General features: G+C 69.8%; 22 protein-coding genes and 1 pseudogene. 4 read left to right on the top strand and 19 right to left on the bottom strand.

What is annotated here, in order from left to right; translation table 11 throughout:
• Positions 1-114: 114 nt before the first annotated feature.
• Positions 115-447 carry a hypothetical protein gene (locus ACIA8E_RS17030; protein WP_399298693.1) on the bottom strand — a complete coding sequence of 111 codons (333 nt, stop codon included), beginning with the start codon at positions 445-447 and terminating at the stop codon, positions 115-117.
• Between the two features lie 135 nt (positions 448-582).
• Positions 583-1,737, bottom strand: coding sequence for an adenosine deaminase (locus ACIA8E_RS17025; protein ID WP_399298691.1), 1,155 nt, complete (start codon positions 1,735-1,737; stop codon positions 583-585).
• Between the two features lie 103 nt (positions 1,738-1,840).
• Between ACIA8E_RS17025 and ACIA8E_RS17020 the strand changes: the two genes are divergently transcribed.
• Complete coding sequence (locus ACIA8E_RS17020) at positions 1,841-2,602, top strand: alpha/beta hydrolase (RefSeq protein ID WP_399298689.1); 762 nt, start codon at positions 1,841-1,843, stop codon at positions 2,600-2,602.
• Between the two features lie 124 nt (positions 2,603-2,726).
• On the opposite strand, the gene ACIA8E_RS17015 is transcribed toward ACIA8E_RS17020, so the two are convergent.
• Positions 2,727-3,680 carry a LysR family transcriptional regulator gene (locus ACIA8E_RS17015; RefSeq protein WP_399298687.1) on the bottom strand — a complete coding sequence of 318 codons (954 nt, stop codon included), beginning with the start codon at positions 3,678-3,680 and terminating at the stop codon, positions 2,727-2,729.
• Between the two features lie 62 nt (positions 3,681-3,742).
• Here ACIA8E_RS17015 and ACIA8E_RS17010 point away from each other — a divergent pair, with 62 nt between their 5' ends.
• The 3 genes from ACIA8E_RS17010 (at position 3,743) to ACIA8E_RS17000 (ending at position 6,950) form a co-directional block, all read left to right on the top strand.
• Complete coding sequence (locus ACIA8E_RS17010) at positions 3,743-5,053, top strand: MFS transporter (RefSeq protein WP_399298685.1); 1,311 nt, start codon at positions 3,743-3,745, stop codon at positions 5,051-5,053.
• 118 nt (positions 5,054-5,171) lie between these two features.
• Positions 5,172-5,855: a L,D-transpeptidase family protein gene (locus ACIA8E_RS17005; RefSeq protein WP_399298683.1), complete on the top strand. Its 684-nt coding sequence runs from the start codon at positions 5,172-5,174 to the stop codon at positions 5,853-5,855.
• 105 nt (positions 5,856-5,960) lie between these two features.
• On the top strand, positions 5,961-6,950 hold the full coding sequence (locus tag ACIA8E_RS17000) for a sigma-70 family RNA polymerase sigma factor (RefSeq protein WP_399298681.1): 990 nt from the start codon (positions 5,961-5,963) through the stop codon (positions 6,948-6,950).
• A 60-nt stretch (positions 6,951-7,010) separates the two neighbouring features.
• Here ACIA8E_RS17000 and ACIA8E_RS16995 read toward each other — a convergent pair whose 3' ends face one another.
• From ACIA8E_RS16995 to ACIA8E_RS16920, 16 genes and pseudogenes are all read right to left on the bottom strand, one after another.
• Positions 7,011-7,328: an STAS domain-containing protein gene (locus ACIA8E_RS16995; RefSeq protein WP_399298679.1), complete on the bottom strand. Its 318-nt coding sequence runs from the start codon at positions 7,326-7,328 to the stop codon at positions 7,011-7,013.
• Positions 7,329-7,389: 61 nt separating this feature from the next.
• Positions 7,390-7,491 (bottom strand): annotated as a pseudogene (locus tag ACIA8E_RS16990) (Uma2 family endonuclease); the annotation flags it as partial.
• Positions 7,492-7,537: 46 nt separating this feature from the next.
• Positions 7,538-8,815 carry a thymidine phosphorylase gene (locus tag ACIA8E_RS16985; RefSeq protein ID WP_326817635.1) on the bottom strand — a complete coding sequence of 426 codons (1,278 nt, stop codon included), beginning with the start codon at positions 8,813-8,815 and terminating at the stop codon, positions 7,538-7,540.
• Between the two features lie 112 nt (positions 8,816-8,927).
• Positions 8,928-9,326 (bottom strand): cytidine deaminase, encoded by a 399-nt coding sequence (locus tag ACIA8E_RS16980; RefSeq protein ID WP_399298677.1) that lies wholly within the window; start codon positions 9,324-9,326, stop codon positions 8,928-8,930.
• On the bottom strand, positions 9,323-10,609 hold the full coding sequence (locus ACIA8E_RS16975; protein WP_399298675.1) for an ABC transporter permease: 1,287 nt from the start codon (positions 10,607-10,609) through the stop codon (positions 9,323-9,325). Before ACIA8E_RS16975 ends, ACIA8E_RS16980 begins: the two co-directional genes overlap by 4 nt.
• Positions 10,606-11,721: an ABC transporter permease gene (locus tag ACIA8E_RS16970; protein ID WP_030914597.1), complete on the bottom strand. Its 1,116-nt coding sequence runs from the start codon at positions 11,719-11,721 to the stop codon at positions 10,606-10,608. The genes ACIA8E_RS16975 and ACIA8E_RS16970 overlap by 4 nt, the downstream gene beginning before the upstream one ends.
• Positions 11,718-13,310, bottom strand: a complete 1,593-nt coding sequence (locus ACIA8E_RS16965; RefSeq protein WP_399298672.1) for an ABC transporter ATP-binding protein — start codon at positions 13,308-13,310, stop codon at positions 11,718-11,720. Before ACIA8E_RS16965 ends, ACIA8E_RS16970 begins: the two co-directional genes overlap by 4 nt.
• 257 nt (positions 13,311-13,567) lie before the next feature.
• On the bottom strand, positions 13,568-14,608 hold the full coding sequence (locus ACIA8E_RS16960) for a BMP family ABC transporter substrate-binding protein (RefSeq protein WP_354393635.1): 1,041 nt from the start codon (positions 14,606-14,608) through the stop codon (positions 13,568-13,570).
• Between the two features lie 138 nt (positions 14,609-14,746).
• On the bottom strand, positions 14,747-16,012 hold the full coding sequence (locus tag ACIA8E_RS16955) for an amidohydrolase (RefSeq protein WP_399298721.1): 1,266 nt from the start codon (positions 16,010-16,012) through the stop codon (positions 14,747-14,749).
• A gap of 245 nt (positions 16,013-16,257) precedes the next feature.
• Positions 16,258-18,072, bottom strand: a complete 1,815-nt coding sequence (locus ACIA8E_RS16950) for an ABC transporter substrate-binding protein (protein WP_399298670.1) — start codon at positions 18,070-18,072, stop codon at positions 16,258-16,260.
• The gene (locus tag ACIA8E_RS16945; protein WP_399298667.1) at positions 18,069-18,428 is read right to left on the bottom strand and encodes a hypothetical protein; all 360 of its coding nucleotides are present in this window, start codon (positions 18,426-18,428) and stop codon (positions 18,069-18,071) included. Before ACIA8E_RS16945 ends, ACIA8E_RS16950 begins: the two co-directional genes overlap by 4 nt.
• Positions 18,425-19,246 carry a dimethylargininase gene (gene ddaH, locus ACIA8E_RS16940; protein ID WP_399298665.1) on the bottom strand — a complete coding sequence of 274 codons (822 nt, stop codon included), beginning with the start codon at positions 19,244-19,246 and terminating at the stop codon, positions 18,425-18,427. The genes ACIA8E_RS16945 and ddaH overlap by 4 nt, the downstream gene beginning before the upstream one ends.
• 56 nt (positions 19,247-19,302) lie before the next feature.
• On the bottom strand, positions 19,303-20,562 hold the full coding sequence (locus ACIA8E_RS16935; RefSeq protein ID WP_399298663.1) for an ATP-grasp domain-containing protein: 1,260 nt from the start codon (positions 20,560-20,562) through the stop codon (positions 19,303-19,305).
• A gap of 16 nt (positions 20,563-20,578) precedes the next feature.
• Entirely contained in the window at positions 20,579-21,922 is a 1,344-nt protein-coding gene (locus tag ACIA8E_RS16930) for an MFS transporter (RefSeq protein WP_399298661.1), read from the bottom strand.
• A gap of 59 nt (positions 21,923-21,981) precedes the next feature.
• The gene (locus ACIA8E_RS16925; RefSeq protein ID WP_399298659.1) at positions 21,982-23,571 is read right to left on the bottom strand and encodes a class I tRNA ligase family protein; all 1,590 of its coding nucleotides are present in this window, start codon (positions 23,569-23,571) and stop codon (positions 21,982-21,984) included.
• A complete protein-coding gene (locus ACIA8E_RS16920) occupies positions 23,568-23,957 on the bottom strand; it encodes a cupin domain-containing protein (RefSeq protein ID WP_399298657.1) in 390 nt (129 codons plus the stop codon). The genes ACIA8E_RS16925 and ACIA8E_RS16920 overlap by 4 nt, the downstream gene beginning before the upstream one ends.
• Positions 23,958-23,992 lie beyond the last annotated feature (35 nt).

Raw genomic sequence — 23,992 nt, 5'->3', positions numbered from 1 at the left:
CCCCCCCCCCCCGCCCCCCCCCCCCCCCCCCCCCCCCCCCCCCCCCCCCCCCCCCCCCCCCCCCCCCCCCCCCCCCCCCCCCCCCCCCCCCCCCCACTCACGTATGTGCGAGGGTCAGCCGCCGAGCGGAAGACCGTTGGTCGACAGACCGCTGGTGGACACACCACCGGCGGGCAGCCCGCCGAGCAGGCCCTTGGCCGGGGCGGTGGCGTCGTTGAGGATCTCGGTCTGGCCACTGCCGAGGAGCTTCGTGGCCGTGTCCTGAACCGGCAGGGACTGCGTGGCGCTCCCCAGTGCGGCGCCGGCGATCGGCAGGGCCGCGGTCGGCAGAGCGGAGGTCGCGGCGTCGAGGGGAAGCGCGGCGGCGGAGGCCGTACCGGCGGCGGCAGCGGCGAAAGCGGCACCGAGAGCGGCGACACCGAGAGTCCTGGCAGCAGACTGCTTCATGTGAAATTCATCCTTGGGGAAGGGGATGCGAGCGGCTCTGCAAACTAGCCAGCGCGCTACCCGTCCCGCAAACATGGCGGACGCGGCAAACGGCCGGGATCTGATCTTCCCGGCCGTTTGTCACAGAAGCGTGATTCAGCCCGCGGAAGCGGAAGATGCGCTGGTCGCAGCGGTCTGCTCGAAAAGCCATTCCGACTTCAGCTCGGCGTATCCAGGCTTGATCACGTCATTGATCATCGCCAGACGTTCATCGAAAGGAATGAATGCTGATTTCATCGCATTGACTGTGAACCACTGAATGTCGTCGAGCGTGTATCCGAAGGTCTCGGTCAGCCGCTCGAATTCCTGGCTCATGCTCGTACCGCTCATCAGCCGGTTGTCCGTATTCACGGTGGCCCGGAAGTGCAGCCTTCGCAACAGCCCGATCGGGTGCTCGGCGTACGAGGCGGCGGCGCCGGTCTGGAGGTTGGAGGTCGGGCACATCTCCAGCGGGATGCGCTTGTCCCGTACGTACGAGGCAAGACGGCCGAGCGTCACACTGCCGTCCTCGGCGACCTCGATGTCGTCGATGATGCGGACGCCGTGGCCGAGCCGGTCGGCGCCGCACCACTGGAGCGCCTGCCAGATCGACGGCAGACCGAAGGCCTCGCCCGCGTGGATGGTGAAGTGGTTGTTCTCGCGCTTGAGGAACTCGAAGGCGTCGAGGTGACGGGTGGGCGGGTAGCCCGCCTCGGCACCCGCGATGTCGAAGCCCACGACGCCCAGATCCCGGTAGCGGTTGGCGAGTTCGGCGATCTCCAGGGCGCGGGCGGCGTGCCGCATCGCGGTGAGAAGGGCGCCCACCCGGATCCGGTTGCCGTCCAGCCGGGCCCGGCGCTCACCCTCGCGGAAGCCCTCGTTGACCGCCTCGACGACCTCTTCGAGGGTCAGCCCGGCTTCCAGGTGCTGCTCGGGGGCGTACCGCACCTCCGCGTAGACGACGCCGTCCGCGGCGAGGTCCTCGGCGCACTCCGCGGCCACCCGGACCAGGGCCTCGCGGGTCTGCATGACGGCACAGGTGTGGGCGAACGTCTCCAGGTAGCGCTCCAGCGAGCCGGAGTCGGCCGCCTCGCGGAACCAGATGCCGAGCTTGTCCGCTTCGGTCTCGGGAAGGGCTTCGTAGCCCGCGTCACGGGCCAGGTCGATGATCGTGCCGGGACGCAGACCGCCGTCGAGGTGGTCGTGGAGCAGCACCTTGGGGGCGCGCCGGATCTGGTCGGGGCCGGGCACATGGAGGGTCGGGCTCATCATCTGGGCACTCTAGCGCCTACGCGCGTAGAGCGTCGCACGCCGATACGTAACAGTGACCGCGAATACGGGTGGAGTACACCTGCCCTTCTGACACTGTTCTGTCATGGCACAGCGCGCACTCCCCCTGCCTGCTGCGAGGCTGGGACGGGCCGTGAAGACGGCCGGAGCACAACCTGCGGTCAGCGGCGTGGTCCTGCTGCTCCCGGACGGCGAGGCCGACTCGCACCGCCGCCCCTCCTCTCTGTCGTACGCGCTCCAGTTGCCGCTCGCCCGCACCCTGGCCCGCGCCGGCCAGGACGACGGGCTGGCCGCGCATGTCGTGCACTACCGCTGCCGCGGCTGGAACGCCACGGACGCGCAGTTCGCGGCGGACGCCGAGTGGGCGGTGGAGGAGGTCGTACGACGGTACGGCGACGTCCCCGTCTGCCTGGCCGGGCACGGCATGGGCGGCCGTGCGGCGCTGCGCGCGGGCGGCCATCCAGCGGTCAACTCGGTGCTGGCGATGGCCCCTTGGCTGCCCGAGGACCCGTCGGCGGAGCAGGAGCCGGTGAAACATCTGCTGGGCCGCCAGGTATTGCTCGTCCACGGCACGAACGACGCACGCTCCGACCCCGAGTTGTCGTTCCGCCTGGCCCAGCGCGCCAAGAAGGCCAATCGGAACACCTGCCGCTTCGAGGTCCACTCGGACGGCCACGCCCTGCGCCAGCACCGCGCCGAAGTGGTGGCGCTGGCGGTGGACTTCATACGGGGATCGCTGTTCGGGCGGACCTACGCCCGCCCGGTCGCCGACGCCCTGGCGGCGCCCCCGCCGCTGGGGCTGCGGATGCCGTTGGCCGCGGGGTTCGGGCGGTCGTTGAAGTCCTAGGGCGCGCGGGACGCCCGAGGTGTCAGGGGCGGCAGAGCAGCACTCCCCTCGAAAGGGCTTCACGCCGCGGCCCGATCCTGGACACCCGGAATGCGCTGCATGACTTCGCACGCACTACCGCCCGTCAGTCGGGCAGCAGATGCCCCCGGCGCGACAGCAGGAACTGTTTGAACGCCGCCACCGGGGGTGTGTCCGGGTGGCCGTCCAGCCAGGCCACGCCGATCTCGCGGGCCGCACGCGGGGCCGTGACCGTCAGTTCGACGACGCCCGGGCGGGCCACCGCGGGCGGCGGCAGCAGGGCCACGCCGAGGCCGGCGGCCACCAGGCCGCGCAGGGTCTCCGCCTCCTCACCCTCGAACGCCACGCGGGGCGTGAAGCCCGCCTCCGCGCACAGGTCGTCGGTGATCCGCCGCAGGCCGTACCCCGGTTCCAGGGTCACGAACGCCTCATCGGCGGCCTCGGCCAGGCGGACACGCCTGCGGGAGGCGAGGCGGTGGTCGTCGGGGACGACGAGGCGCAGCCGCTGCTCGTCGAGGCGGCGGGTGACGAGGTCGGGGGCGTCCGGGACGGGCGAGGTGAGGCAGAGGTCGAGGCCGCCGGCCCGGAGCCGCTCGATCATCGCCTCGCCGTAGTTCTGCACGAGCTGGAATCGCACGCGGGGGTGGTCGGCGCGGAAGGCGCGGATCAGCGCGGGAACGGTCTCGGAGCCCATCGTGTGCAGGAAGCCGAAGGCCACCTTGCCCGCCGTCGGGTCGGCGTCGGCCCGTACCGAGTCCGCGGCCCGCTCCACCTCGGCGAGGGCCCGCTCGGCGGAGCCCAGGAAGGTGCGGCCCGCGGGGGTGAGGGAGACCGTACGGCCCTTGCGGGCGAACAGGGCGACGCCCAGGTCCTGTTCCAGCCTGGCCATCGCCCGCGACAGCGTGGACTGCGGGACGCCGAGCTCGTGCGCGGCGCGGGTGACGTGCTCGTGGCGGGCCACCGCCTCGAAGTACGCGAGCCGCGGCGCGAGGACCGCGCGAATGTCTTCTTCGTAACTACTCGGTGACAGCCGAGGCTGTGAGCTGCGTTCATGCACCATGGGATTGATTATCGCAAGTTCGTGCATTGGACGCATGAATCGGAGCGATCTACTTTCGAGGTATGCCTCCTGCCAGTACCAAGGCGTCCACCCTCACGCTGGACGCCTCAGCCCCGTCATCACCCGTCGTGCCCGCTGCCGCCGCCGTTCCGGGCCGGCTGGAGCCCGGCGGTCCCGGCTACCGCCGGATGAGCTTCGCGCTCTTCGCCGCCGGTGTCGCGACGTTCGCACTCCTCTACTCCACCCAGGCGCTGCTGCCCGCCGTCTCCGCCGGTTTCGGCGCCTCGGCCGGCCAGGCCAGCTGGACGGTCTCCGCGGCGACGGGTGCGCTGGCACTGTGTGTGCTGCCGATGAGTGCGCTCTCCGAGCGGTTCGGACGGCGGCAGCTGATGACCGCGTCGCTGACGGTCGCCGTACTGGTGGGCCTGCTCGTGCCGTTCGCCCCCTCGCTCGGCTGGCTGATCGCCCTGCGCGCCGTCCAGGGCGCGGCCCTGGCCGGGCTGCCCGCCTCCGCGATGGCGTACCTGGCCGAGGAGGTACGGCCGAAGGCACTCGTCGCCGCGATCGGACTGTTCGTGGCGGGCAACAGCATCGGCGGCATGAGCGGCCGCATCCTCACCGGCTGGATCGCCCAGCTGTGGGGCTGGCGGGCGGCCCTCGGCGCGGTCGGACTGCTGGCCGTGGCCTGCGCGGTCGTCTTCCACTTCATGATCCCGAAGGCCCGTAACTTCACGCCCGGCACGCTGAACCCCAAGGCCCTGGCGAAGACGGTGGGCGGACACCTCGCCGATCCGCTGCTGCGCAGGCTGTACGCGATCGGCGCCCTGTTCATGACGGTGTTCGGCGCGGTCTACACGGTGATCGGCTACCGGCTGATCGGCGAACCGTTCAATCTCCCGCAGGGCGTCATCGGCTCGATCTTCCTGGTCTACCTCGTCGGTACGGTGTCGTCGGCCGCGGCCGGCCGGCTCGTCGCCCGGCTCGGCCGCCGGGGCGCGCTCTACCTGGCCGTCTCCACCACGGCCACCGGTCTGCTGCTCTCGCTCGCCGACCAGCTGACCGCCGTGCTGCTCGGCCTGGTCCTGATCACGGCGGGCTTCTTCGCCGGGCACGCGGTCGCCTCGTCGTCCGTGAGCCGGACCGCGACGAAGGGCCGAGCGCAGGCGTCGGCGCTCTACCAGTCCGCGTACTACCTGGGCTCCAGCGCGGGCGGCACGCTCGGCGCGATCGCCTTCCACGCCGGTGGCTGGGCGGGCACGGTGTCGATGGGACTGCTCGCGGTCCTCGGCGTCGTCTCGATCACGCTGTACGGGTCGCGGGTCGCCCGCGCCGAACGACGCCGGCTCGTACCGGTGGCGTCCGTACAGAACTGAGACATAGGGCGCACAACCATCCACTCCCCGACGCGCGTCTAGCAGGCGGAACCACCGCACAGCGCGCGAAGGGGAGTTGGCGTACATGGGAGTCGTAGGGAACATACGGGGAGTCCGGATGCGGCGCGCGGTCGCGCTGTCCGTCGCCGGACTGATGGCAGCACCGGCGCTCGTGCTCGGATCGGGCGCCTCCGCGCAGGCGGCATCCTGCACCACGTCCACCGGGCCGTACCAGAAGCAGGTCGAGAAGTACCTGCACCGGACGGTCGACGGCAAGCAGTCGTCGGCCGACTGCAAGGCGATCCAGTCGTTCCAGCGCACCTACGGGATCACCCCGGACATCGGGTACGCGGGGCCGATCACCTGGCAGACGATGAAGACGCTCACGGCCCAGAAGGCGGCCGGCAAGAACCCCGACAAGGACAAGAAGTGCCCCACCAACAAGGGGCGCATCGCGTGTGTGGACCTGACCCGGCAGCTGAGCTGGATCCAGGACGGCGCCAAGCTGAAGTACGGTCCGGTGCCGATCCGCAGCGGGCGGAACGGATACGAGACCCGCACCGGGGCGAAGAAGATCTACCTGCGGCACATCAAACACTGGTCGTCGCTGTACCACGTGTGGATGCCGTACTCGCAGTTCTTCGACGGCGGGCAGGCGTTCCACTCGGTCGGTCTGAAGATGTGGAACCCGCCGGGGTCGCACGGCTGCGTCAACATGCGGGACGCGGACGCGAAGGCCTACTGGAATCTGCTGAAGAACGGCGACGACGTGTACGTGTACGGGCGCAAGCCCGGAACGTGACCGGAACACACGCCGCTTCGCTCCTTCCCACCCCCGTTGTCAGTGCCCTCCTGTAGCTTCCGAAGTGCCGAGTGAGTGGTGTCTCAGTGCAACAGGGGTGGAGCAATGAGTGATCTGACGGCAGCAACGGACATCGACAGCCGTCTGGAGGGACACCGGGTCGAGCTGACCGGTTACTGCTACCGGATGCTCGGCTCGGCCTTCGAGGCGGAGGATGCCGTACAGGACACGCTGGTGCGTGCCTGGCGCAACTTCGAGAAGTTCGAGGGCCGTTCCTCGCTGCGCTCCTGGCTGTACCGGATCGCCACCAACGTCTGCCTGGACATGCTGAACGCGGGGAAGAAGCGGGCCCGCCCGGTCGATCTGACGGGCCCGACACCGCTCGCCCAGGCCGCGCTCAACCCACTGCCGGAGAACATCTGGCTGGAGCCGATGCCGGACGGGCGGATCCTGCCGTCGGTGGCCGACCCGGCGGAGGCCGCAGTGGCACGGGAGTCGGTGCGCCTCGCATTCGTCGCCGCGCTGCAGCATCTGCCGCCCAAGCAGCGGGCCGTGCTGATCCTGCGCGAGGTGCTGGCCTGGAAGGCGAGCGAGGTCGCCGAGCTGCTCGACACCTCGGTCGCCTCGGTCAACAGCGCCCTGCAGCGGGCCAGGGCGACCCTCGGCGAGAACGGGGGACTGACCGCCGACACCGCGGACCCGCTCGACGAGGAGCAGCGCAAGCTCCTCGAGCGGTACGTGGCGGCGTTCGAGGGCTACGACATGGCAGCGCTGACCGCGCTGCTCCATGAGGACGCCGTGATGACGATGCCGCCGTTCGACCTCTGGCTCCAGGGACACGACGACATCACCGGCTTCATGGTCTCCCTCGGCGCGAGCTGCGAGGGCTCCCGCCTGGTGGCGACCGTGGCGAACGGCACCCCGGCGTTCGCCCACTACAAACCGAATCCGGACGGCCCGGGCTTCGTGCCATGGGCGGTGCAGGTCATCGACATCTCGGACGGTGCGATCACCGGACTGCACTGCTTCCTGGACACGCCACGCTGGTTCCCGCTCTTCGGTCTGCCGGACCACCTCGAGGCCGACGCGGCGTGAGGCGCGGCATACGGCTGCGGGCTGCGCCGGAGGCGGACTGAGCGGTGCGGGGCCGGGGGCTCAGTCCCGGCACCGCTCCTCCACGTTCACGACGTCGGCCAGCCCCACCAGGTCCAGCAGCTTGCGCAGTTCGGGCGGCACATTGCGCAGCCGCAGCCGCCTGCCGCCCGCCCGGCGCGCGACGAGCCCCAGTCGCGCTATCGCCTCGACCAGGACCAGATCCACCTGTACGACCCCGCCCACGTCGCAGTCCACCCCGGCGTCCGGCTCACGGGCCCTGCCCCCGGGGTCGTACAGCAGGGACTCCAGCTCGGCGCAGAGCGCCGGCACGTCGGGCCCGGTGACGCGACCGGCGATGACCAGAGCCTTCGGGGTCATGGGATCCACACGAAGGAGACCGCCGCAACGGCCGGAACTCATCGCTGCGCGACGCGGCTTCTCAGCTGACCGGGAAGACCCCGGTGTCCAGATCCGGCCGGAACGGCTCCGGCAACGTCAGCCTCTCGCCGTACTCCACCGCGTCCAGGACCCGGACGGGACCGGCGGCAGTCCACCGGTCCCGTTCACCCGTACGAGCAATCCGCAGGTCAGGCGATACGTTCCCGCACCACCGGGGTGGCGGTGAACTCCGTGCCGGCCGGGGCGATGTCGAACGACCCGGGCAGGGCCTTCAGCGCGTACTCGAACTTCTCCGGGGTGTCCGTGTGCAGCGTCAGCAGCCGCTGGCCCTTGGTCACCGTGTCGCCCGGCTTGGCGTGCATTTCGATGCCCGCGCCCGCCTGCACCGGGTCCTCCTTGCGGGCCCGGCCTGCGCCGAGGCGCCAGGCGGCGACGCCGATGTCGTACGCGTCGAGACGGGTCAGTACGCCGGAGGTGTGGGCCGCCACCACATGCTGTTCCCGGGCGACCGGGAGCGTGGCGTCCGGGTCGCCGCCCTGGGCGGAGATCATCCGGCGCCAGACGTCCATCGCGGAGCCGTCGGCCAGGGCCTTCTCCGGGTCGGCGTCCTTGAGTCCGGCCGCGTCGAGCATCTCGCGGGCCAGGGCGAGGGTGAGGTCGATGACGTCCCTGGGGCCGCCGCCGGCCAGGACCTCGACCGACTCGCGGACCTCCAGGGCGTTGCCCGCGGTCAGGCCGAGCGGGGTGGCCATGTCGGTGAGGAGCGCGACCGTCCGTACGCCGCTGTCGGTGCCCAGCGCGACCATGGTGGAGGCCAGTTCACGGGCGTCCTCGATGGTCTTCATGAAGGCGCCGGAGCCGACCTTGACGTCCAGGACCAGCGCGCCGGTGCCCTCGGCGATCTTCTTGGACATGATCGAGCTGGCGATCAGCGGGATGGCCTCGACGGTGCCGGTGACATCGCGGAGCGCGTACAGCTTCTTGTCGGCGGGGGCCAGACCGTCACCGGCGGCGCAGATCACGGCGCCGGTGGTGTCCAGGACGTCGAGCATCTCGGCGTTCGAGAGGTGGGCGCGCCAGCCGGGGATGGACTCCAGCTTGTCGAGGGTGCCGCCGGTGTGGCCGAGACCGCGGCCGCTGAGCTGGGGCACGGCGGCTCCGCAGGCCGCGACGAGCGGGGCGAGCGGCAGGGTGATCTTGTCGCCGACGCCGCCGGTGGAGTGCTTGTCGGTGGTGGGGCGGGAGAGCGAGTCGAAGTTCATCCGCTCGCCGGAGGCGATCATGGCGGCGGTCCAGCGGGCGATCTCCGTACGGTTCATACCGTTCAGCAGGATCGCCATGGCCAGTGCGGACATCTGCTCGTCGGCGACCTCGCCGCGGGTGTAGGCGTCGATGACCCAGTCGATCTGCTCGGGGGTCAACTCGCCCCGGTCGCGCTTGGTGCGGATGACGGAGATGGCGTCCATGTCCTGGGAGTCCTTCCGGCCGGTACGTACGCAGGAGTCCCGAATGACTCTACGCGCATAGAGGGTGGATACGGGTGTGGCCCTCCCAACGGACGGGAGGGCCACAGCGGTTCTACTTCAGATGGTCCGGGCCGAAGGCCTGCGGCAGCATCTCGTCGAGCGTGCGGAGGCCGTCCGGGGTCTCCAGGACGAGCTCCGGTCCGCCGAACTCGTACAGCAGCTGCCGGCACCTGCCGCACGGGACCAGGATCGAGCCCGTCCCGTCGACACAGGTGAAGTGGGTCAGACGGCCACCGCCCGTGGCGTTGAGCTGCGAGACCAGGCCGCACTCGGCGCACAGGCTCAGTCCGTACGAGGCGTTCTCGACGTTGCAGCCGACCACCGTGCGGCCGTCGTCGACGCGCGCCGCGACGCCTACCGGGTAGCCGGAGTAGGGGGCGTACGCCCGGGACATGGCGTCCCGGGCGGCGACGCGCAGGGCGTCCCAGTCGACGTCAGCGGCCGCGGTCACTTGCCCTGGCCCTTCCGGTACCGCATGCCGTCCGCCTTCGGCATCCGCAGCCGCTGCGCGGAGAGCGAGAGGACGAGCAGCGTGACGATGTACGGGGTGGCGCTCACGAACTCGGTGGGCACCGTGTCCGTGGCGAGGTACCACACCAGCACAGCTGCGGCGATGACGGCGCTGACCGTGCCCTGGACGAAGCTCTTGCGGTAGAGCTTCCAGGCGGCGAGCACGGCCAGCACGACGAACAGCAGGAGCAGCAGCGCGTGGACGGACTCGCCGCCGTTGCGCAGCTGGAGCGCGTCGGCGAAGCCGAACAGGCCCGCTCCCATGGCGAGTCCGCCGGGCCGCCAGTTGCCGAAGATCATCGCGGCGAGACCGATGTATCCGCGGCCGCCGGTCTGGCCCTCGTTGTAGATGTGCGAGGTCACCAGGGAGAGGAACGCACCGCCGAGTCCGGCCATGCCGCCCGAGATGATCACCGCGATGTACTTGTAGCGGTAGACGTTCACGCCGAGCGACTCGGCGGCGACCGGGTTCTCGCCGCACGAGCGCAGCCGCAGCCCGAACGGGGTCTTCCACATGACGAAGAAGGTCACGACGAAGAGGACCGCGGCCAGGATCGTCAGCAGCGACACATTGGTGATCAGACCGCCGATGACACCGGCCACGTCGGAGACGAAGAACCAGTGGTGCTTCTCGATCGAGTGCAGCCAGTCCGACAGGCCGGGGATCGTCACCGAGGTGATGTCGTCGGCAGGCGGTGACTGCTTGGGGCTGCCACCCTTGGCCGCCGCGTCACCCGTGTTGAACCAGAGCTTGGCGAAGTAGGTGGTGAACCCGAGCGCCAGGATGTTGATGGCGATACCGGAGATGATGTGGTCGACGCCGAAGGTGACGGTCGCGACGGCGTGCAGCAGCCCGCCGAGCATGCCGCCGATGACCCCGGCAAGCACGCCGAGCCAGGGGCTGGTCTGCCAGCCGGCCCAGGCGCCGAAGAACGTGCCGAGGATCATCATGCCCTCGAGGCCGATGTTGACCACACCGGCTCGCTCGGCCCACAGGCCGCCGAGACCGGCGAGCCCGATCGGCACGGCCATCGCGAGCGCCGCGCTGATCTGCCCGGCGGAGGTGACGTCCTGGGCGCCGGTGATGGCGCGCACCGCGGACAGCGCGAGCAGCGCGCCCGCGACGATCAGCAGGACGACGGGGAAGGAGAGGCGGGTGCGGCCGCTGCCACCGGAGACCTTGGGGGCCGCGGGTGGCGTGGTGGAAGTCGCCGTGGCGGTCACGCCGACACCTCCTGCTGGTCGGAGTTACGGGCGGCCTGTGCGGCGAGTTCCGCGCCGACCTTGCTCTGCTGGCGCTTGAGTCCGTAGCGGCGGACGACTTCGTACGCGATGACGACGCACAGGACGATGACGCCCTGGATGACGCCGACGATCTCCTTGTCGTACCCCTCGAACTCGAGCTTTCCGGTGCCGCGCTCCAGGAAGCCCCAGAGCAGCGCGCCGAGCGCGATGCCGACGGGGTGGTTGCGGCCGAGGAGGGCGATGGCGATGCCGGTGAAGCCGATACCGATGGGGAAGTCGCCGCTGTACTCGTAGCTGTCGTTGAGCAGCGTCGGCATGCCGATGAGGCCGGCCACCGCGCCGGAGATCAGCATCGACGTGACGATCATCTTCTTGACGTCGACACCGCTGGCCTCGGCCGCGGAGCCGGACTGGCCGACGGTACGCAGATCGAAGCCGAACCGGGTACGCGAGAGCGTGAACCAGTAGGCGATGCCCGCGACGACCGCGACCACGATGAAGCCCCAGACGGGCGTCGGGGTGGTCGGGAACTCGAAGAAGTGCGAGGACTCCGGGAGCGGCTTGGTGGAGATCTTCGTGCCGGCCTCGTCGAGGTGACCGAGGCGGCCTTGCTGGAGCAGGTAGCCGATGACGGCGGTCGCGATGGCGTTCAGCATGATCGTCGAGACGACCTCGCTGACACCTCGGGTGACCTTGAGGACACCGGCGATGCCGGCCCACATCGCGCCGACGATCATCGCGGTGAGGATGATCAGCGGGATCTGGAGGGCGCCCGGCAGGGTCAGCGCGCCGCCGACGGCGGCGGCGAAGAAGGCGGCGAGGCGGTACTGGCCGTCGACGCCGATGTTGAAGAGGTTCATCCGGAAGCCGACGGCCACCGCGAGACCTGCGAGGTAGTACGTCGTCGCCTTGTTGAGGATGTAGACCTGGCTGTCCGACTTCACCCCGTAGTCGAACATGATGCCGAACGCGCTGAACGGTTCCTTGCCGGTGGCGGCCAGCACGAGAGCGGTCACCAGGAACGCGACCACGATCGCGAGTACGGGGGCCGCGATCCCCAGGAGCAGCCGCTCCTTGTCGAACTTCTTCATCGGTCCTCTCCCCCGTCCCGGGGGTCGGTGTCGGCGGAGTCCGGACCGGACTCCGCATCCGTACCGGACTCGGCCGGCGCCTCGAGATGGCCGCTGGCCGCTCCCGTCATCGCCGAGCCGAGCTCTTCCGGGGTGATGGTCGCCGGGTCGGCGTCCGCGACCAGCCGGCCGCGGTACATGACGCGCAGGGTGTCGGAGAGCCCGATCAGCTCGTCCAGGTCGGCGGAGATCAGCAGCACTGCCAGACCCTCGTGGCGCGCCTCGCGGATCTGGTCCCAGATCTGCGCCTGCGCGCCGACGTCCACGCCCCGGGTGGGGTGCGCGGCGATCAGCAGCTTCGGGGAGTGACTCATCTCGCGGCCGACGATCAGCTTCTGCTGGTTGCCGCCGGAGAGCGAGGCCGCGGTGACCTCGATGCCGGGGGTGCGGACGTCGTACTCGCGCACGATCCGCTCGGTGTCGGCGCGGGCCGCCTTGAGGTCGAGGAACGCGCCCTTGCTGTTGGGCCGCTCGGTGACATGACCGAGGATGCGGTTCTCCCAGAGCGGGGCCTCCAGCAGCAGTCCGTGCCGGTGGCGGTCCTCGGGGATGACGGCCATACCGTCCTCGCGGCGCTTGCGCGTCGGGGTACGGGAGATGTCGGCGCCGTCCAGGGTGAGCACCCCGTGGTCCAGGGAGCGCATCCCCATGACGGCGTCGACCAGTTCGGACTGGCCGTTGCCCTCGACGCCCGCGATGCCGAGGACCTCGCCCTTGTGGATGGTGAAGGTGATGCCGTCGAGCACGGCACGCACCACCCCGTCCGGGTCGGTGGCGGTCAGCCGCAGGTCGTCGACGGTGAGCATCGGCGTGTCGGTGACGGTCGACTCGCGGGTCTCCGGCGACGGCAGTTCGCTGCCGACCATCAGCTCGGCGAGCTGCTTGGTCGTGGTGTTCGCCGGGTCGGCGGTACCCACCGTCGTACCGCGCCGGATCACCGTGATCTCGTCGGCGACGGAGAGGACCTCGCCGAGCTTGTGCGAGATGAAGATGACGGTCAGGCCCTCGGCCTTGAGCTCGCGCAGGTTGTCGAAGAGTGCGTCGACCTCCTGCGGCACGAGGACGGCGGTCGGCTCGTCGAGGATCAGCGTGCGGGCACCGCGGTAGAGGACCTTGAGGATCTCCACGCGCTGGCGGTCGGCGACGCCGAGGTCCTCGACCATGGCGTCCGGGCGGACGCCGAGGCCGTACGCGTCGGAGATCTCCTTGATCCGGGCGCGGGCCCGGTCGCCGATCCCGAACAGCTTCTCGGAGCCGAGGACGACGTTCTCCAGGACGGTCAGGTAGTCGGCGAGCATGAAGTGCTGGTGCACCATGCCGATGCCGCGTGCGATGGCGTCTCCGGGGTTGTGGAACGAGACCTGCTCGCCGTCCACCGCGATGGTGCCCTCGTCCGGCTTCTGCATGCCGTACAGGATCTTCATCAGAGTGGACTTGCCGGCGCCGTTCTCGCCGACAAGAGCGTGGACGGTGCCGCGGCGCACGGTGATGTCGATGTCGTGGTTGGCCACGACCCCGGGGAACCGCTTGGTGATGCCGCGGAGCTCCACGGCATGGGGACTGCTGGACGCGTTGATGACGCACTCTCCTTGGCAGGAGCGGAGGGCGGAGGCGGTGGGGGCGAAAAAAGGTACCGCGTCCGGCGGACGCTACGCGCGTAGCGCCACCGAATCGTTGGCCACCCGATAGCGGGTGGCGGACGGTGTCGGTACGACTACGGAGACGTGCTGCCGAAGGCCGTACGCGAAATCGGGGCCCGGGCGAGCAACCGAAGCAGCTCCCCCCGGGCCCCGATCGACGGGCTGGATCAGGTCGTGGTCTTGACCGTGATCGTGCCGTCGACGATCTTCTTCTTCGCCTCGTCGAGCTTGGCCTGGATGTCCGCGAGGTGGTCACCCGTGGTGGTCAGCGAGACGCCGCCCTTGGCCAGGGAGTACGTCTGGACGCCGGTCAGCGGCTTGCCGTCCTTGACGGACTTGATCAGGTCGTAGACACCGGCATCGACGTTCTTGACGACCGAGGTCAGGATCGTGTCCTTGTACTTCGCCAGCGCCGGGTCCAGGGCCTGGTCGGAGTCGACACCGATGGACCAGGCACCCTTCTGGCCCGCGACGGCCTCGATCGCACCGGCACCGGAACCGCCCGCGGCGGCGAAGATGACGTCCGCACCCTTGTCGAGCATGCCCTTGGCGGCGGCCTCACCCTTGTCGGGGCTGCCGAAGCCGGACAGGTCCGAACCGGTGGACAGGTACTGGATCTGCACCTTGGCCTTCGGGTTCGTGTCCAGGACACCCTGCTGGAAGCCCGCGGCGAACTTCTTGATCAGCGGAAGGTCCACACCGCCGATGAAGCCGACCTGGCCGTCCTTCGACTTCAGCGCCGCCGCGACACCGGCGAGGTACGAGCCCTGCTCCTCGGTGAAGACGATGGAGGCGACGTTCTTGGCGTCGGAGACCGAGTCGACCAGACCGAAGTTGACCTTCGGGTACTTCGGGGCGATCTTGTCGACCGCGTCCTTGTACGCGAAGCCGATCGCGATGACCGGGTTGTAGCCGCCCTCGGCGAGCGACTGCAGGCGCTGCTCGCGGTCGGCCGGGGTCTCACCGTTCTTGGCGGTGAGCTCCTTCGTCTGGGCCTTGAACTCGGCCTTGGCCTTGTCCAGGCCGCGAGCGGCGGAGTCGTTGAACGAGTTGTCGCCACGGCCGCCCACGTCGTAGGCCATGCCGATCTTCATCTGGCCCTTGTCGGAGCTGGTGCTCTCGTCGGACGACTCGCCACACGCGGTGGCGGTGAGCGCGAGAGCCGCAGTGACGGCACACGCGGCGGTGATCTTGGATACCCGGCGCAAGGGAAGGCTCCTTCAAACCTGACCGAAGCGCCTCTTCCGGCGCTGGTTTCGCCGCGATCGTAACGCGCGTAGATGTCAGATAAAGCCCTGTACGGAAGCCGTTATCGGATCGTCGCGAACCGGCGGCGACCTGTCCGGTTACGAACGGTTGCCGTCGAGCAAAGCCGCGGCGGTGAACAGCTCCACGCCAACAGTGATCGCCTCCTCGTCCGCATCGAAGTCTCCGCGGTGCAGGTCAAGACGCCGGGTGTCTCCGGACGTACGCACTCCGAGCCGTGCCATGGCCCCGGGAACGCGCTCCAGATACCAGGAGAAGTCCTCCCCGCCGAGGCTCTGCTCGGTGTCCTCGATCGCATACGATCCGCGGCGCCCGGCCATGGCGGCGGCCAGCAGCTCGGTCGTCCCCGGGTCGTTCACGACCGGCGGGACCCCACGGACGTAGTTGATCACAGACTTGGCCCGATGCATTCCGGCCACCTCGTCGATGGCGGCATGGACCAGATCCGGCGCCTCCCGCCACGCCGCCAGATCCAGGCAGCGGACCGTCCCGGACAGTTCGGCGTGCTGCGGGATCACATTGCACGTGTGCCCGGCCACCAGCCGCCCCCAGGTGACCGCGAGCCCCCAGCGGGCGTCGACCCGGCGGGCGAGCAGCGCGGGCACCTCGGTGGCCACCTTCGCGGCGGCGGTGACCAGGTCGGTGGTCAGATGCGGACGGGCGGTGTGACCGCCGGGTCCGTCCAGGGTGACCTCCAGTCGGTCGCAGGCCGAGGTGATCGGCCCGGCCCGCAGCCCGATCCTCCCCACATCGACCCTCGGGTCGCAGTGCACCGCGATGATCCGCCCGACGCCTTCCAGCACCCCTGCCTCGATCGCATCGGCCGCCCCACCGGGCAGCACCTCCTCGGCCGGCTGGAAGATCAGCCGAACGGGGTGCGGCAGCAGCCCCTGCCGGTCGAGCTCGGCGAGGACGAGCCCGGCGCCGAGGACGGTGGTGGTGTGGATGTCGTGCCCACAGGCGTGCGCCCGGTCGGGGACGGTGGACCGGTAGGGGACGCCGGTCTTGGTGTCCGGGATGGGCAGGGCGTCGATGTCCGCGCGCAGGGCGAGCATGGGCCGCGGGTCGCCCGCCCGCCGGCCATCGCCCTCGTCCGAGCTCCGCACCACTCCCGATGTGCCCACGTCGCAGATCAGCCCGGTCCCGGTGGAGAGCACCCGGGGTTCGAGCCCGGCCTTCTCCAGCCGGGCCTTGATCGCCGCGGTGGTACGGAACTCCTGGTTGCCGAGCTCGGGGTGCATGTGCAGATCACGCCGGAAGGCGATCAGCTCGGCCCGCAGGGGTTCGGGCAGCGTGCCGGGCAGGGCGGCTTCCTCGGGCAGCTCGGGATCGGACTCGCGGGACATCGACTGGTTCACCTGTTGAAGGGTAGGCCCCTTGCCCCCTCAACTGGCCACAGATCAACAAAAGTTCAGCCGCATAGAGGAACAAAATACGGCGTCGGAGCGTGTGCTGTGAGATGGAGGTGGGTAAACTCACCCGTTTTCCCCCGAAGGTGTGCGCCGCGACCCGCCTGCCGGACCTCAGCGGGATGCGCCCTCGCACAGGGGGAGTCGCTCACGGTGACGCGGCTCCCCCTGATGGATCGCTGTCAGTCCTCGATGTAGTACCAGTTCTCGGGACTGATCATCCCGAACGGGTTGACCGGCTCGAAGCCGCCGAGCTTCTTGGACACCTCGAAAAGCCGGATCGGGAAGTTGGGCGTGAAGATCACCGGGGCCTGTTCGGCGATGTAGTCCTGGTACTCGTACAGCGCGTCCGGATCGTCGGTGGTGACGGAACGCTCGATGAGTTCGTCGGCTCGGGCATCGGTGTAATGGCCGAAGTTGCCGCCCGCGTCGGTCCGGAACAGGATCTCGCCGCTGGGGTGGTGATACACCCAGCCGCCGTTCCAGCAGCAGATCTCCCAGAGGCAGGGCGAATCCGGCCCGGGTACGCACGGGGCGTCCTCGGCCACCAGGACCGAGCCGTAGACCTCCTCCAGCCGGAGCTCGATGCCGGCCAGGGCCGCGTCCTTCTTGAACTGCTTCATCAAGGCCGTCAGGGCCGGGCGGCCCTCCACGTAGCGCAGCAGGATGCTGAGCCGGTACCCGGCGGGGATGCCTTCGCCCGCCTGGCCCGGGCCGGTGCCCGGGTTCACACAGACCGCGGGGGTGACGCTGGTGTCCCAGCCGTTCTCCGTCAGCAGGGCCCTGGCCCTGTCCACATCGAAGGGCAGCGGCCAGGCGCCCTCGCGCTGGCCCCGCGAGACCAGCCCGGTGACGGGGTAACGCGGGACCGGTCCGTTCTGTCGGTAGGCGTACCCCTGGTAGATGTCGCGCACGGCGGAGTCCTGGTCGAGGACGCTCTGCAGGGCCTGCCGGAAGTAGGTCCGGGCGAAGATCTTTCCGGTGACGGTCGGGTTGTTGAAGTTCAGCGACATGTAGCGGATGCAGTACGCCGTCTGCGGGACCAGCGTGTAGTGGTCCGCCAGAGGGTGCGGGCCGCCGACCGTCGGGTCCTCGGTCGGTTCGGAGGCGAAGCTCAGCGGGAGATAGCCGACCTGGACCGGGCCCGCGCCGTCCCGGCCGGCGCGGAGCATCTCGAACTGCTCCTCGTCGGAGTAGGTGGGTATCTGCCGGAACTCGTCGAGATACGGCTTGTTCGGCCCCGAGTAGTGCGGGTTGGGCACAAAGGTGACGACGCCTTCCAGCGTGTAGCTCTTGAGCCGCCACGGTCCGCTGACGACGCTCCAGATGGGGCTGTCCGCCCACCGGGTGCGGTGCTCGTTGCCCTCGTCGCAGATGTCGCCCTGTTCCGCCATGAGGTACGCGTAGACGGCTTCCACGTCGGCCAGGCCGCCGCGGGCGTTGGCCGGACCCTCGGCGGTGCGGTCCCAGGCCGTCGGAAGCGGGGTGATCATGCTGAGCTGGTTCTTCAGCACCCACTGCTGGGAGTAGACCTTGTCGAAGGTGAAGTAGACCTCGTCGTCGGCGGACTTGCCGTAGTCCGTGAGGTTGTCCGGGAAGTAGCCGGGCACGTATTCACCGTATCGCTCGCCCTTCACCTTCATCAGATTCACCCAGAGCAGCACGTGGTCCGCGCACATGGTCTCGCCGTTCGACCATTTCCAGGGCTTGATCCTGACCCGTACCGTGAGGCCGTCCGCCGACCAGCGCGGCGGCTCGGCGATGCTCAGGCCGTAGTCGACGTCGGGGGTGCCGGTGCTGCCGAAGTAGTAGAGCGTGCGGTACATCAGCGCCTGGAATTCCAGGATGTTGCGGGTGCCCATGCGCTCGGCGGGGGTGAAGGGGAAGATCACCGCGGGCGGGAAGCCGGGGGCACAGGCCCAGGTGACGACACCCCCCTTCCTCGGTTCCCCGGCAATTCCCGCCGCGCCCCGTGCCGTGTCGAGTGAGGTCGTCATGATGCGGCTGCTCCGTCCGGGACTTCGGCGAGTTCTTCGAGGATCGAGACTCCTTCGGCGGCGTGGTCTCCGTAGCGCTCCCAGGTCTCGGTGAGCCGGACCCGGCCGTCCGCAAGGACCGTGGGCACGCTGCGGCAGCGTCCGGAGACGACGGCGCCGTCACCGAGCACCACGCTGTAGGCGAACCGCAGGCTGCCGTCGGCGTCGCACAGACCGGTCAGGGTGCCCCGGCGGGTGTCACCGCCGGAGAACTGCCCCCACAGCAGGTCACCGGACTGCCGGTAGACCGCGACCCGCGCGGACTCACCGCGGTCCTCGGTGACCGGGGAGAAGTGCCGGCCGTCGTAGTCGATCATGACGCGGCGTCCGCGGCCCGGAGTTCGAGCGTGCAGCACTTGGCGCTGCCGCCGGACTTCAGGAGTTCGGAGAGCTCCACGCCGACGGGCACGTACCCCCGCTCCCGCAGCTGGGCGGCGAGTCCGGTGGCCTGCTCGGCCATGACCACGTTCCGGCCGTCGGAGACCGCGTTGAGGCCGAACACCTCGGCGTCGTGGTCCGTGGCGAGCACCGCGTCGGGGTAGAGCTCCGCGAGACGGGCCCGGCTGCCGGCGGAGAAGGCCGCCGGGTAGTACATGATCTCGTCGTCGTCGAGGACGGCGAGCGCGGTGTCCAGGTGGTAGAAGCGGGGATTGACCAGAGTCAACCCGACCACCTCGTGCCCGAACAGCTCACCGGCCTCCTCGTGCGACCGCAGGACCGTACGGAATCCGGTGCCCGCGAGCAGGCGCTTGCCGGTGAACAGGTAGTCGCCCTCGCCCTCGTTGACGAACTCCGCGCGGTGCACCCGGTAACCCCGCTCCGCGAACCACTCGGCGTAGGCCGGGCCTTCGGAGGCGCGCTGTTCGTGCCGGAACTTCGCGGACAGAACCGTCCCGTCGACCACCGTGGCGCCGTTGGCGGCGAAGACCATGTCCGGCAGACCGGGCAGCGGGTCGATCAGCTCGACCTGGTGTCCGAGTCCGGTGAGGATCTGCCGCAGCCGTTCCCACTGGGCCAACGCGATGCCCGGCTCGGTCGGCTTCTCGGGCCGCATCCAGGGGTTGATCGAGTAGGTGACGTCGAAGTGTGTCGGCCGGCACATCAGATAGCGGCGCGGACGTGCGGTACGCAGCATGAACGGAACCCTTCTGGGGTGATGTCCGCCTGGCGGCGGATGGGCGGCGTGGAGGGTCAGTCCTCGGAGGGGTCGTCCTCGAAGGTGACCGTGATCTTGGAGGCGAATTCGGTCATCCGCCGGTACGCGCTCTCCTGCGAATCCCCGGTGGTGCCGAGGAAGCCGAGGATGGTGTTTCCGTCCGGGGGGCGGCGGATCAGGTCGCCGGGCCGTGCGGTGATCTTGAGCAGGAACACGTCGTCCGACCCGCTGACGTCCGCGGGCACGTCGACGTGCCGGACCACGCCGGCGTCGCACAGCAGGCACATCGAGGTGATGTGCGTGCCGGTGGGCCGGTAGTGCCCCACCTGCGGCCTGACTCCCCTGCCGACGTCGGCGACCGCGCGGACGGGGTCGTAGCCGGCGGTCACCCGGGCGATCTCGTCCAGTCCTCCGCCGCCCACCCGGGCGGCAATTTCCAGGATGTACGGCTTCCCCCGGTGGAACCGCACCTCCGCGTGCATCACGCTGCGGCGCAGCCCCTGTGCGTGTGCGGCGGCCTTGACGACCCGGTGCACCTCGGTGAGGTCCTCGGGGGACAGCGAGGTGGGCGCGTGGTGCACGTCGTCGTCGAAGGTGTCGCCCTCGGTGGTGATGCGGTCCACCACCGAGCCGAGATAGAGCTCCTCGTCCCAGGCGAGGGCCTCGATCAGGAATTCCCGGCCGTCGAGGAACGACTCCACGATGAGGCTCTGCGGTCCGAGGTCCACCCCGTCGGCCTCGGAGACCGCCCAGAACATGTCCTGGATGCCGTCGATCGCCTGGGCGAAGCGGAGTTCGAGTTCCTGCGCGTCGTCTATCCGGAAGACGAAGTTGCTGCCCGCACCCATCGTCGGCTTGAGGATGACGGGGTAACCGAACGCCTCGGCCGCCGCGCGGGCGTCGGCCTCGGTCTCGGCCAGACGGAACTGCGGGTGCGGCACACCGTGGCGGGCGTGGGACCGGCGCATCAGGTACTTGTTGCGGCAGTTGACGGCCGCCTCGACCCCGATACCGGGCAGTCCCAGCGCGTCCGCGACCGCTGCCACCGCGATCACCGCCGACTCGGAGAACGTGATGACACCGTCGAACTGTTCCTCGGCGTGCCATGCGCGGGCCTGGTCGATCATGTCGTCGATGTGTTTGGTCCCGACCAGCCGGTAGCGCTCGGCCGGCCAGAAGTCCGGTGTCCCTTCGCCGTTGAGCACGTACAGCTCGACGCCGAGATCCTCGACCTGCTGGTAGCGGGAGTGGTAGTACGTCAGGTACTGACGGGTCTCGATGGTGAGCAGCTTCATGGCAGCCTCCTCTTCGTCACGCCGTGACATCGCTGGGTGGGACAGTGGCGGGGACGGGCGGGACCGCGGGTGCACCGGGACTCGTGCGGGCCCCGCGGATGGAGTTCGGGCGCAGGTACAGCGAGACGATGACGGCGACCGTGGTCAGCACACCGAAGGCGCCCAGCGTGGAGTAGCCCTGAAGAATCCCGTACGTGTCGCAGACGTGGGCGACCAGGATGGTCAGGACGACGCTCATGGCCAGACCGAATCCGTTGGCGGCACCGAAGACCCGGCCGCTGCGCTCGCCGCTGACGGTGCGCATGAGTTCGGTGCGGGCCGGCAGCCGGCCGAAGGCGAAGGTGAAGCCGCCCAGGAAGATGCCCGGCAGCAGCGTCCACATGGCGATCGGCTGCACGAACGCGAGGGCCGCGCAGCCGCCGTACCCGAGCAGGATGAGCAGCCGGTAGTCGACGCGGTCCTTGAGCCTCTTGAAGCAGAAGACCGCACCCAGCATGCCGATGCCGGCAAGAGCATCGGCGATGCCGAGGGTCCCGGCGCCCTGCTTGAACCGGTCCACGACCGCCACCAGGAGCAGGGTGTTGGCGACGGTGACGATCACACTGCCGATGCTGAACAGCAGGCCGAGACGGACGATCGGGCCGCGCGTGGCGGGGGCCGGTACCACGGCGGCCGCCCGGTCCGCCGCCTGATCGGTCCCGGCCGGCTCGACGGGGTCGGTGTCGGCGGTGTCGGCGGTGTCGGCGGTGGCAGGAGCGGTACGGGGCTTGCTCCCCAGCATGAACAGCAGCACGGCCGAGGCGATGAAGGTGGCCGCGTTGAAGAAGAACAGTGGTTTGGTCCCGAAGAACTGGATGGCGAAGCCGCCCAGCACACCGGAGAGCATCGAGCCGCCCTGGAAGGCAATCTCGTAGTTGGCGTTGAAGCTGCCCAACCGGTCCGGGTGCGCCCGCTCCTTCATCAGGGCGAGACTGGCCGGCATGAAGAGCGCGGACAGCACGGCGAGGATCAGGCTGACCACATAGGCGGCGTTGCTGCCGTCCTTGCCGAACAGCAGCCACACCGGCAGGAACAGAGCGGTCAGTGCGCTGAGGACGTCCGCCGTGACACAGAGCTTCCTGCGGTCGAAACGGTCCGCCCACCGGCCGAACAGCACCGAGAGCGCCACCTGCGGGGCTGCTACGAGGACGTAGATCCAGCCCACCGACAAAGTGGTGCCGGAGGTCTTGTAGACCAGCAGGGACGCGGCTATCAGTTGGATGTTGTTGCCGAGGTTGGTGACGAAGACCGCCGGCAGGAAGAGCCGTTCGGCACGCAGGGAGGCACGGTCCGGTGCGACACCGGACAGCGAGGTGGTCATCTGTCTCTCACTCCAGGTTGGGGGACGGAAGGAGCCGTCGCTCGGTTGGGCCCGCCACGTCAGCCCAGGCGCGGCAGGCTGAACGGGTTCACGGTCATGGCGGGCCGGGCGGACGGGTCCAGCACGACCCCCCGCTCGCGCACCAGGCCTGCGGTGTCGATGAGGATCGGGGCGACGCCTGTCAGTACGGCCGTCACCTGGACCAGGAGATCGCCGAGGGTGTCCCCCGCGGTGTCCGCCCGGCCGGCCACGGCGGCCTGCCGCAGGCGGGCGATCTGCTGCACGGTGGTGTCGGCGGCCTGTGCCGGGCTGAACGTGGCCAGCGTGTAGGCGGACCGGTAACGCGCTGCGATCGCCGCCGCCCGGCGGCGCCCCTCGTCACTCACCGGCAGCGGCCCGGCTCCGGCTGCGCCGACGAGCGCGTCGAGGGCATCGGCCAGCGCGTTCCACGGCCCGACGAGCCGGTCCCGGGCGAGGTCCCGCGCCGAGTCGTAGCTGAAGTTGGTCCGCTGGTACTCGGGAGCCGTCAGGGCGAGAACGAAGCGGGCCACGTCGCGCGGAGCGCTCACCAGCAGATCACGGCTGTTGATCAGGTGGTTGCGGCTGGTGGAGAACTTGGCGTGGTCGAGCTCGTAGAACTCGTTGCACACGTTGCCGACCGGTGTGATGTAGCGGTCGCCGTGCGCCAGCAGCATCACGAGGTCCATCAGGGCCCAGTGGTACACGTTGTCGAAGCCGTGGAAGTAGACCAGTTCGGCGTCCTCCTGCGCCCGCCAGTGCGCGTCCACCTCCGCGGCCGGCTCGCCGGTCCGCCGGGCCGCTGCCCACCATGTGGCGTAGATCGAGGCGGGCATGGCTTCGATCCAGGGGTAGAGGATCTGCCCGGGGGTCTCGTCGAACGGCGCCTCGATCCCCCACTCGCCCGGCACCGTCACCGGGATGTCCGGCAGCGGCCGGGCCAGGATCTCGCGAACCAGCTGGGCCGCGTGCGGCCGCCAGTGGGGGGAGACCCGCGCGAAGTGCTCCTCGATCCGGTCGCGATACTCCTCCGCGGGCAGCACCAGGACCGTGCACGCACGGTGGCTGACCGGCTCGTCGGGATCGAGCGTGGAGTACGGGCGCAGCAGCTCGGTGAAGTTGTTGGGGTGCCCGCACCCCTCGCAGGCACCCGCGCTGCTGGAGGCGAGGCAGACCGGGCACTCGCCGCCCACCAGGCCGTCGTACAGGAACTGTCCGCTGGTCTGTGCGTACGGCAGACGCACGGTGCGCAGCCGCAGCCGGCCGTCCCGGTGCAGGCGGGTGACGAAGTCGAGCACGGTGGCACGGTAGGTGTCGTCGATCGGGGGCAGGCCGACCATCGAGATGCCCATCGCGTCCAGCGACTTCTCGATCGCGGAGGTGGCTCCGGCGGTCAGCTCCTGCGGGGTGACGCCCTTCCGGCGGGCGCTGGCCAGTACGTAACTCTGACTGTCGTCGGTGCAGGTGGTGAAGGTGACCGGCCGGCCGAGCGCGCGCAGATGGCGGGCGTAGATGTCCGCGGAGAGATACGGTCCGGCGAGGTGGCCGACGTGCAGGTCTCCGTTGGGGGTCGGGGTCGCGGCGATGAGGACGGCGGGGCGCCCGGCAGCCGGGGTGCGGTCGGCGGTCATGCGGTGGCCACGCTTGAGGCGTCGGCGGCGGCCCGCTCGGTGAAGTGCGCGGCCATCTCCTTGTCCCACCAGATCGCGTACATCTCGAAGTCCTCGTCCCCGCTGTTGACGACCTGATGGCCCTGGCCGGGCACGAAGTGCACGATGTCGCCGCGCCGGAACGGGATCCGGTCACCGTCGACCAGAAGGTCGGCGGAGCCGGTCATCGCGATCCAGATCTCGTGCTCATGATGGGCGTGGGCACCCGACTCGGCGCCGGGCGCCACGACGCACCACGAGCCCTCGAAGGGGGCGTTCAGCAGGGGCCAGGGCAGCAGCCGCTGCGCGGCCAGTCCGTTGTCGGGCTTCAGCGCCTCGCGGTCGAGCGGGCGGATTTCCATCTTCATGTTCTCTCCCGGGTGGGCGGGGCGGCCGGTGGTGC

It is taken from the genome of Streptomyces sp. NPDC051664 (genome assembly GCF_044453545.1).
Classification (GTDB): Bacteria; Actinomycetota; Actinomycetes; order Streptomycetales; family Streptomycetaceae; genus Streptomyces.
Note: the sequence above shows the minus strand (reverse complement) of the source record. Positions and strands in the feature narration are given on the sequence as shown.

Coding starts and splice junctions, on each gene's coding strand:
- ACIA8E_RS17010 (WP_399298685.1), top strand. CDS start 3,743: ATGCCTCCTGCCAGTACCAAGGCGTCCACCCTCACGCTGGACGCCTCA.
- ACIA8E_RS17015 (WP_399298687.1), bottom strand. CDS start 3,680: ATGGTGCATGAACGCAGCTCACAGCCTCGGCTGTCACCGAGTAGTTAC.
- ACIA8E_RS16920 (WP_399298657.1), bottom strand. CDS start 23,957: ATGAAGATGGAAATCCGCCCGCTCGACCGCGAGGCGCTGAAGCCCGAC.
- ACIA8E_RS17005 (WP_399298683.1), top strand. CDS start 5,172: ATGCGGCGCGCGGTCGCGCTGTCCGTCGCCGGACTGATGGCAGCACCG.
- ddaH (WP_399298665.1), bottom strand. CDS start 19,246: ATGCTGCGTACCGCACGTCCGCGCCGCTATCTGATGTGCCGGCCGACA.
- ACIA8E_RS17030 (WP_399298693.1), bottom strand. CDS start 447: ATGAAGCAGTCTGCTGCCAGGACTCTCGGTGTCGCCGCTCTCGGTGCC.
- ACIA8E_RS16985 (WP_326817635.1), bottom strand. CDS start 8,815: ATGGACGCCATCTCCGTCATCCGCACCAAGCGCGACCGGGGCGAGTTG.
- ACIA8E_RS16995 (WP_399298679.1), bottom strand. CDS start 7,328: ATGACCCCGAAGGCTCTGGTCATCGCCGGTCGCGTCACCGGGCCCGAC.
- ACIA8E_RS16925 (WP_399298659.1), bottom strand. CDS start 23,571: ATGACCGCCGACCGCACCCCGGCTGCCGGGCGCCCCGCCGTCCTCATC.
- ACIA8E_RS16930 (WP_399298661.1), bottom strand. CDS start 21,922: ATGACCACCTCGCTGTCCGGTGTCGCACCGGACCGTGCCTCCCTGCGT.
- ACIA8E_RS16935 (WP_399298663.1), bottom strand. CDS start 20,562: ATGAAGCTGCTCACCATCGAGACCCGTCAGTACCTGACGTACTACCAC.
- ACIA8E_RS17025 (WP_399298691.1), bottom strand. CDS start 1,737: ATGATGAGCCCGACCCTCCATGTGCCCGGCCCCGACCAGATCCGGCGC.
- ACIA8E_RS16950 (WP_399298670.1), bottom strand. CDS start 18,072: ATGACGACCTCACTCGACACGGCACGGGGCGCGGCGGGAATTGCCGGG.
- ACIA8E_RS16955 (WP_399298721.1), bottom strand. CDS start 16,012: ATGTCCCGCGAGTCCGATCCCGAGCTGCCCGAGGAAGCCGCCCTGCCC.
- ACIA8E_RS17020 (WP_399298689.1), top strand. CDS start 1,841: ATGGCACAGCGCGCACTCCCCCTGCCTGCTGCGAGGCTGGGACGGGCC.
- ACIA8E_RS17000 (WP_399298681.1), top strand. CDS start 5,961: ATGAGTGATCTGACGGCAGCAACGGACATCGACAGCCGTCTGGAGGGA.
- ACIA8E_RS16970 (WP_030914597.1), bottom strand. CDS start 11,721: ATGAAGAAGTTCGACAAGGAGCGGCTGCTCCTGGGGATCGCGGCCCCC.
- ACIA8E_RS16945 (WP_399298667.1), bottom strand. CDS start 18,428: ATGATCGACTACGACGGCCGGCACTTCTCCCCGGTCACCGAGGACCGC.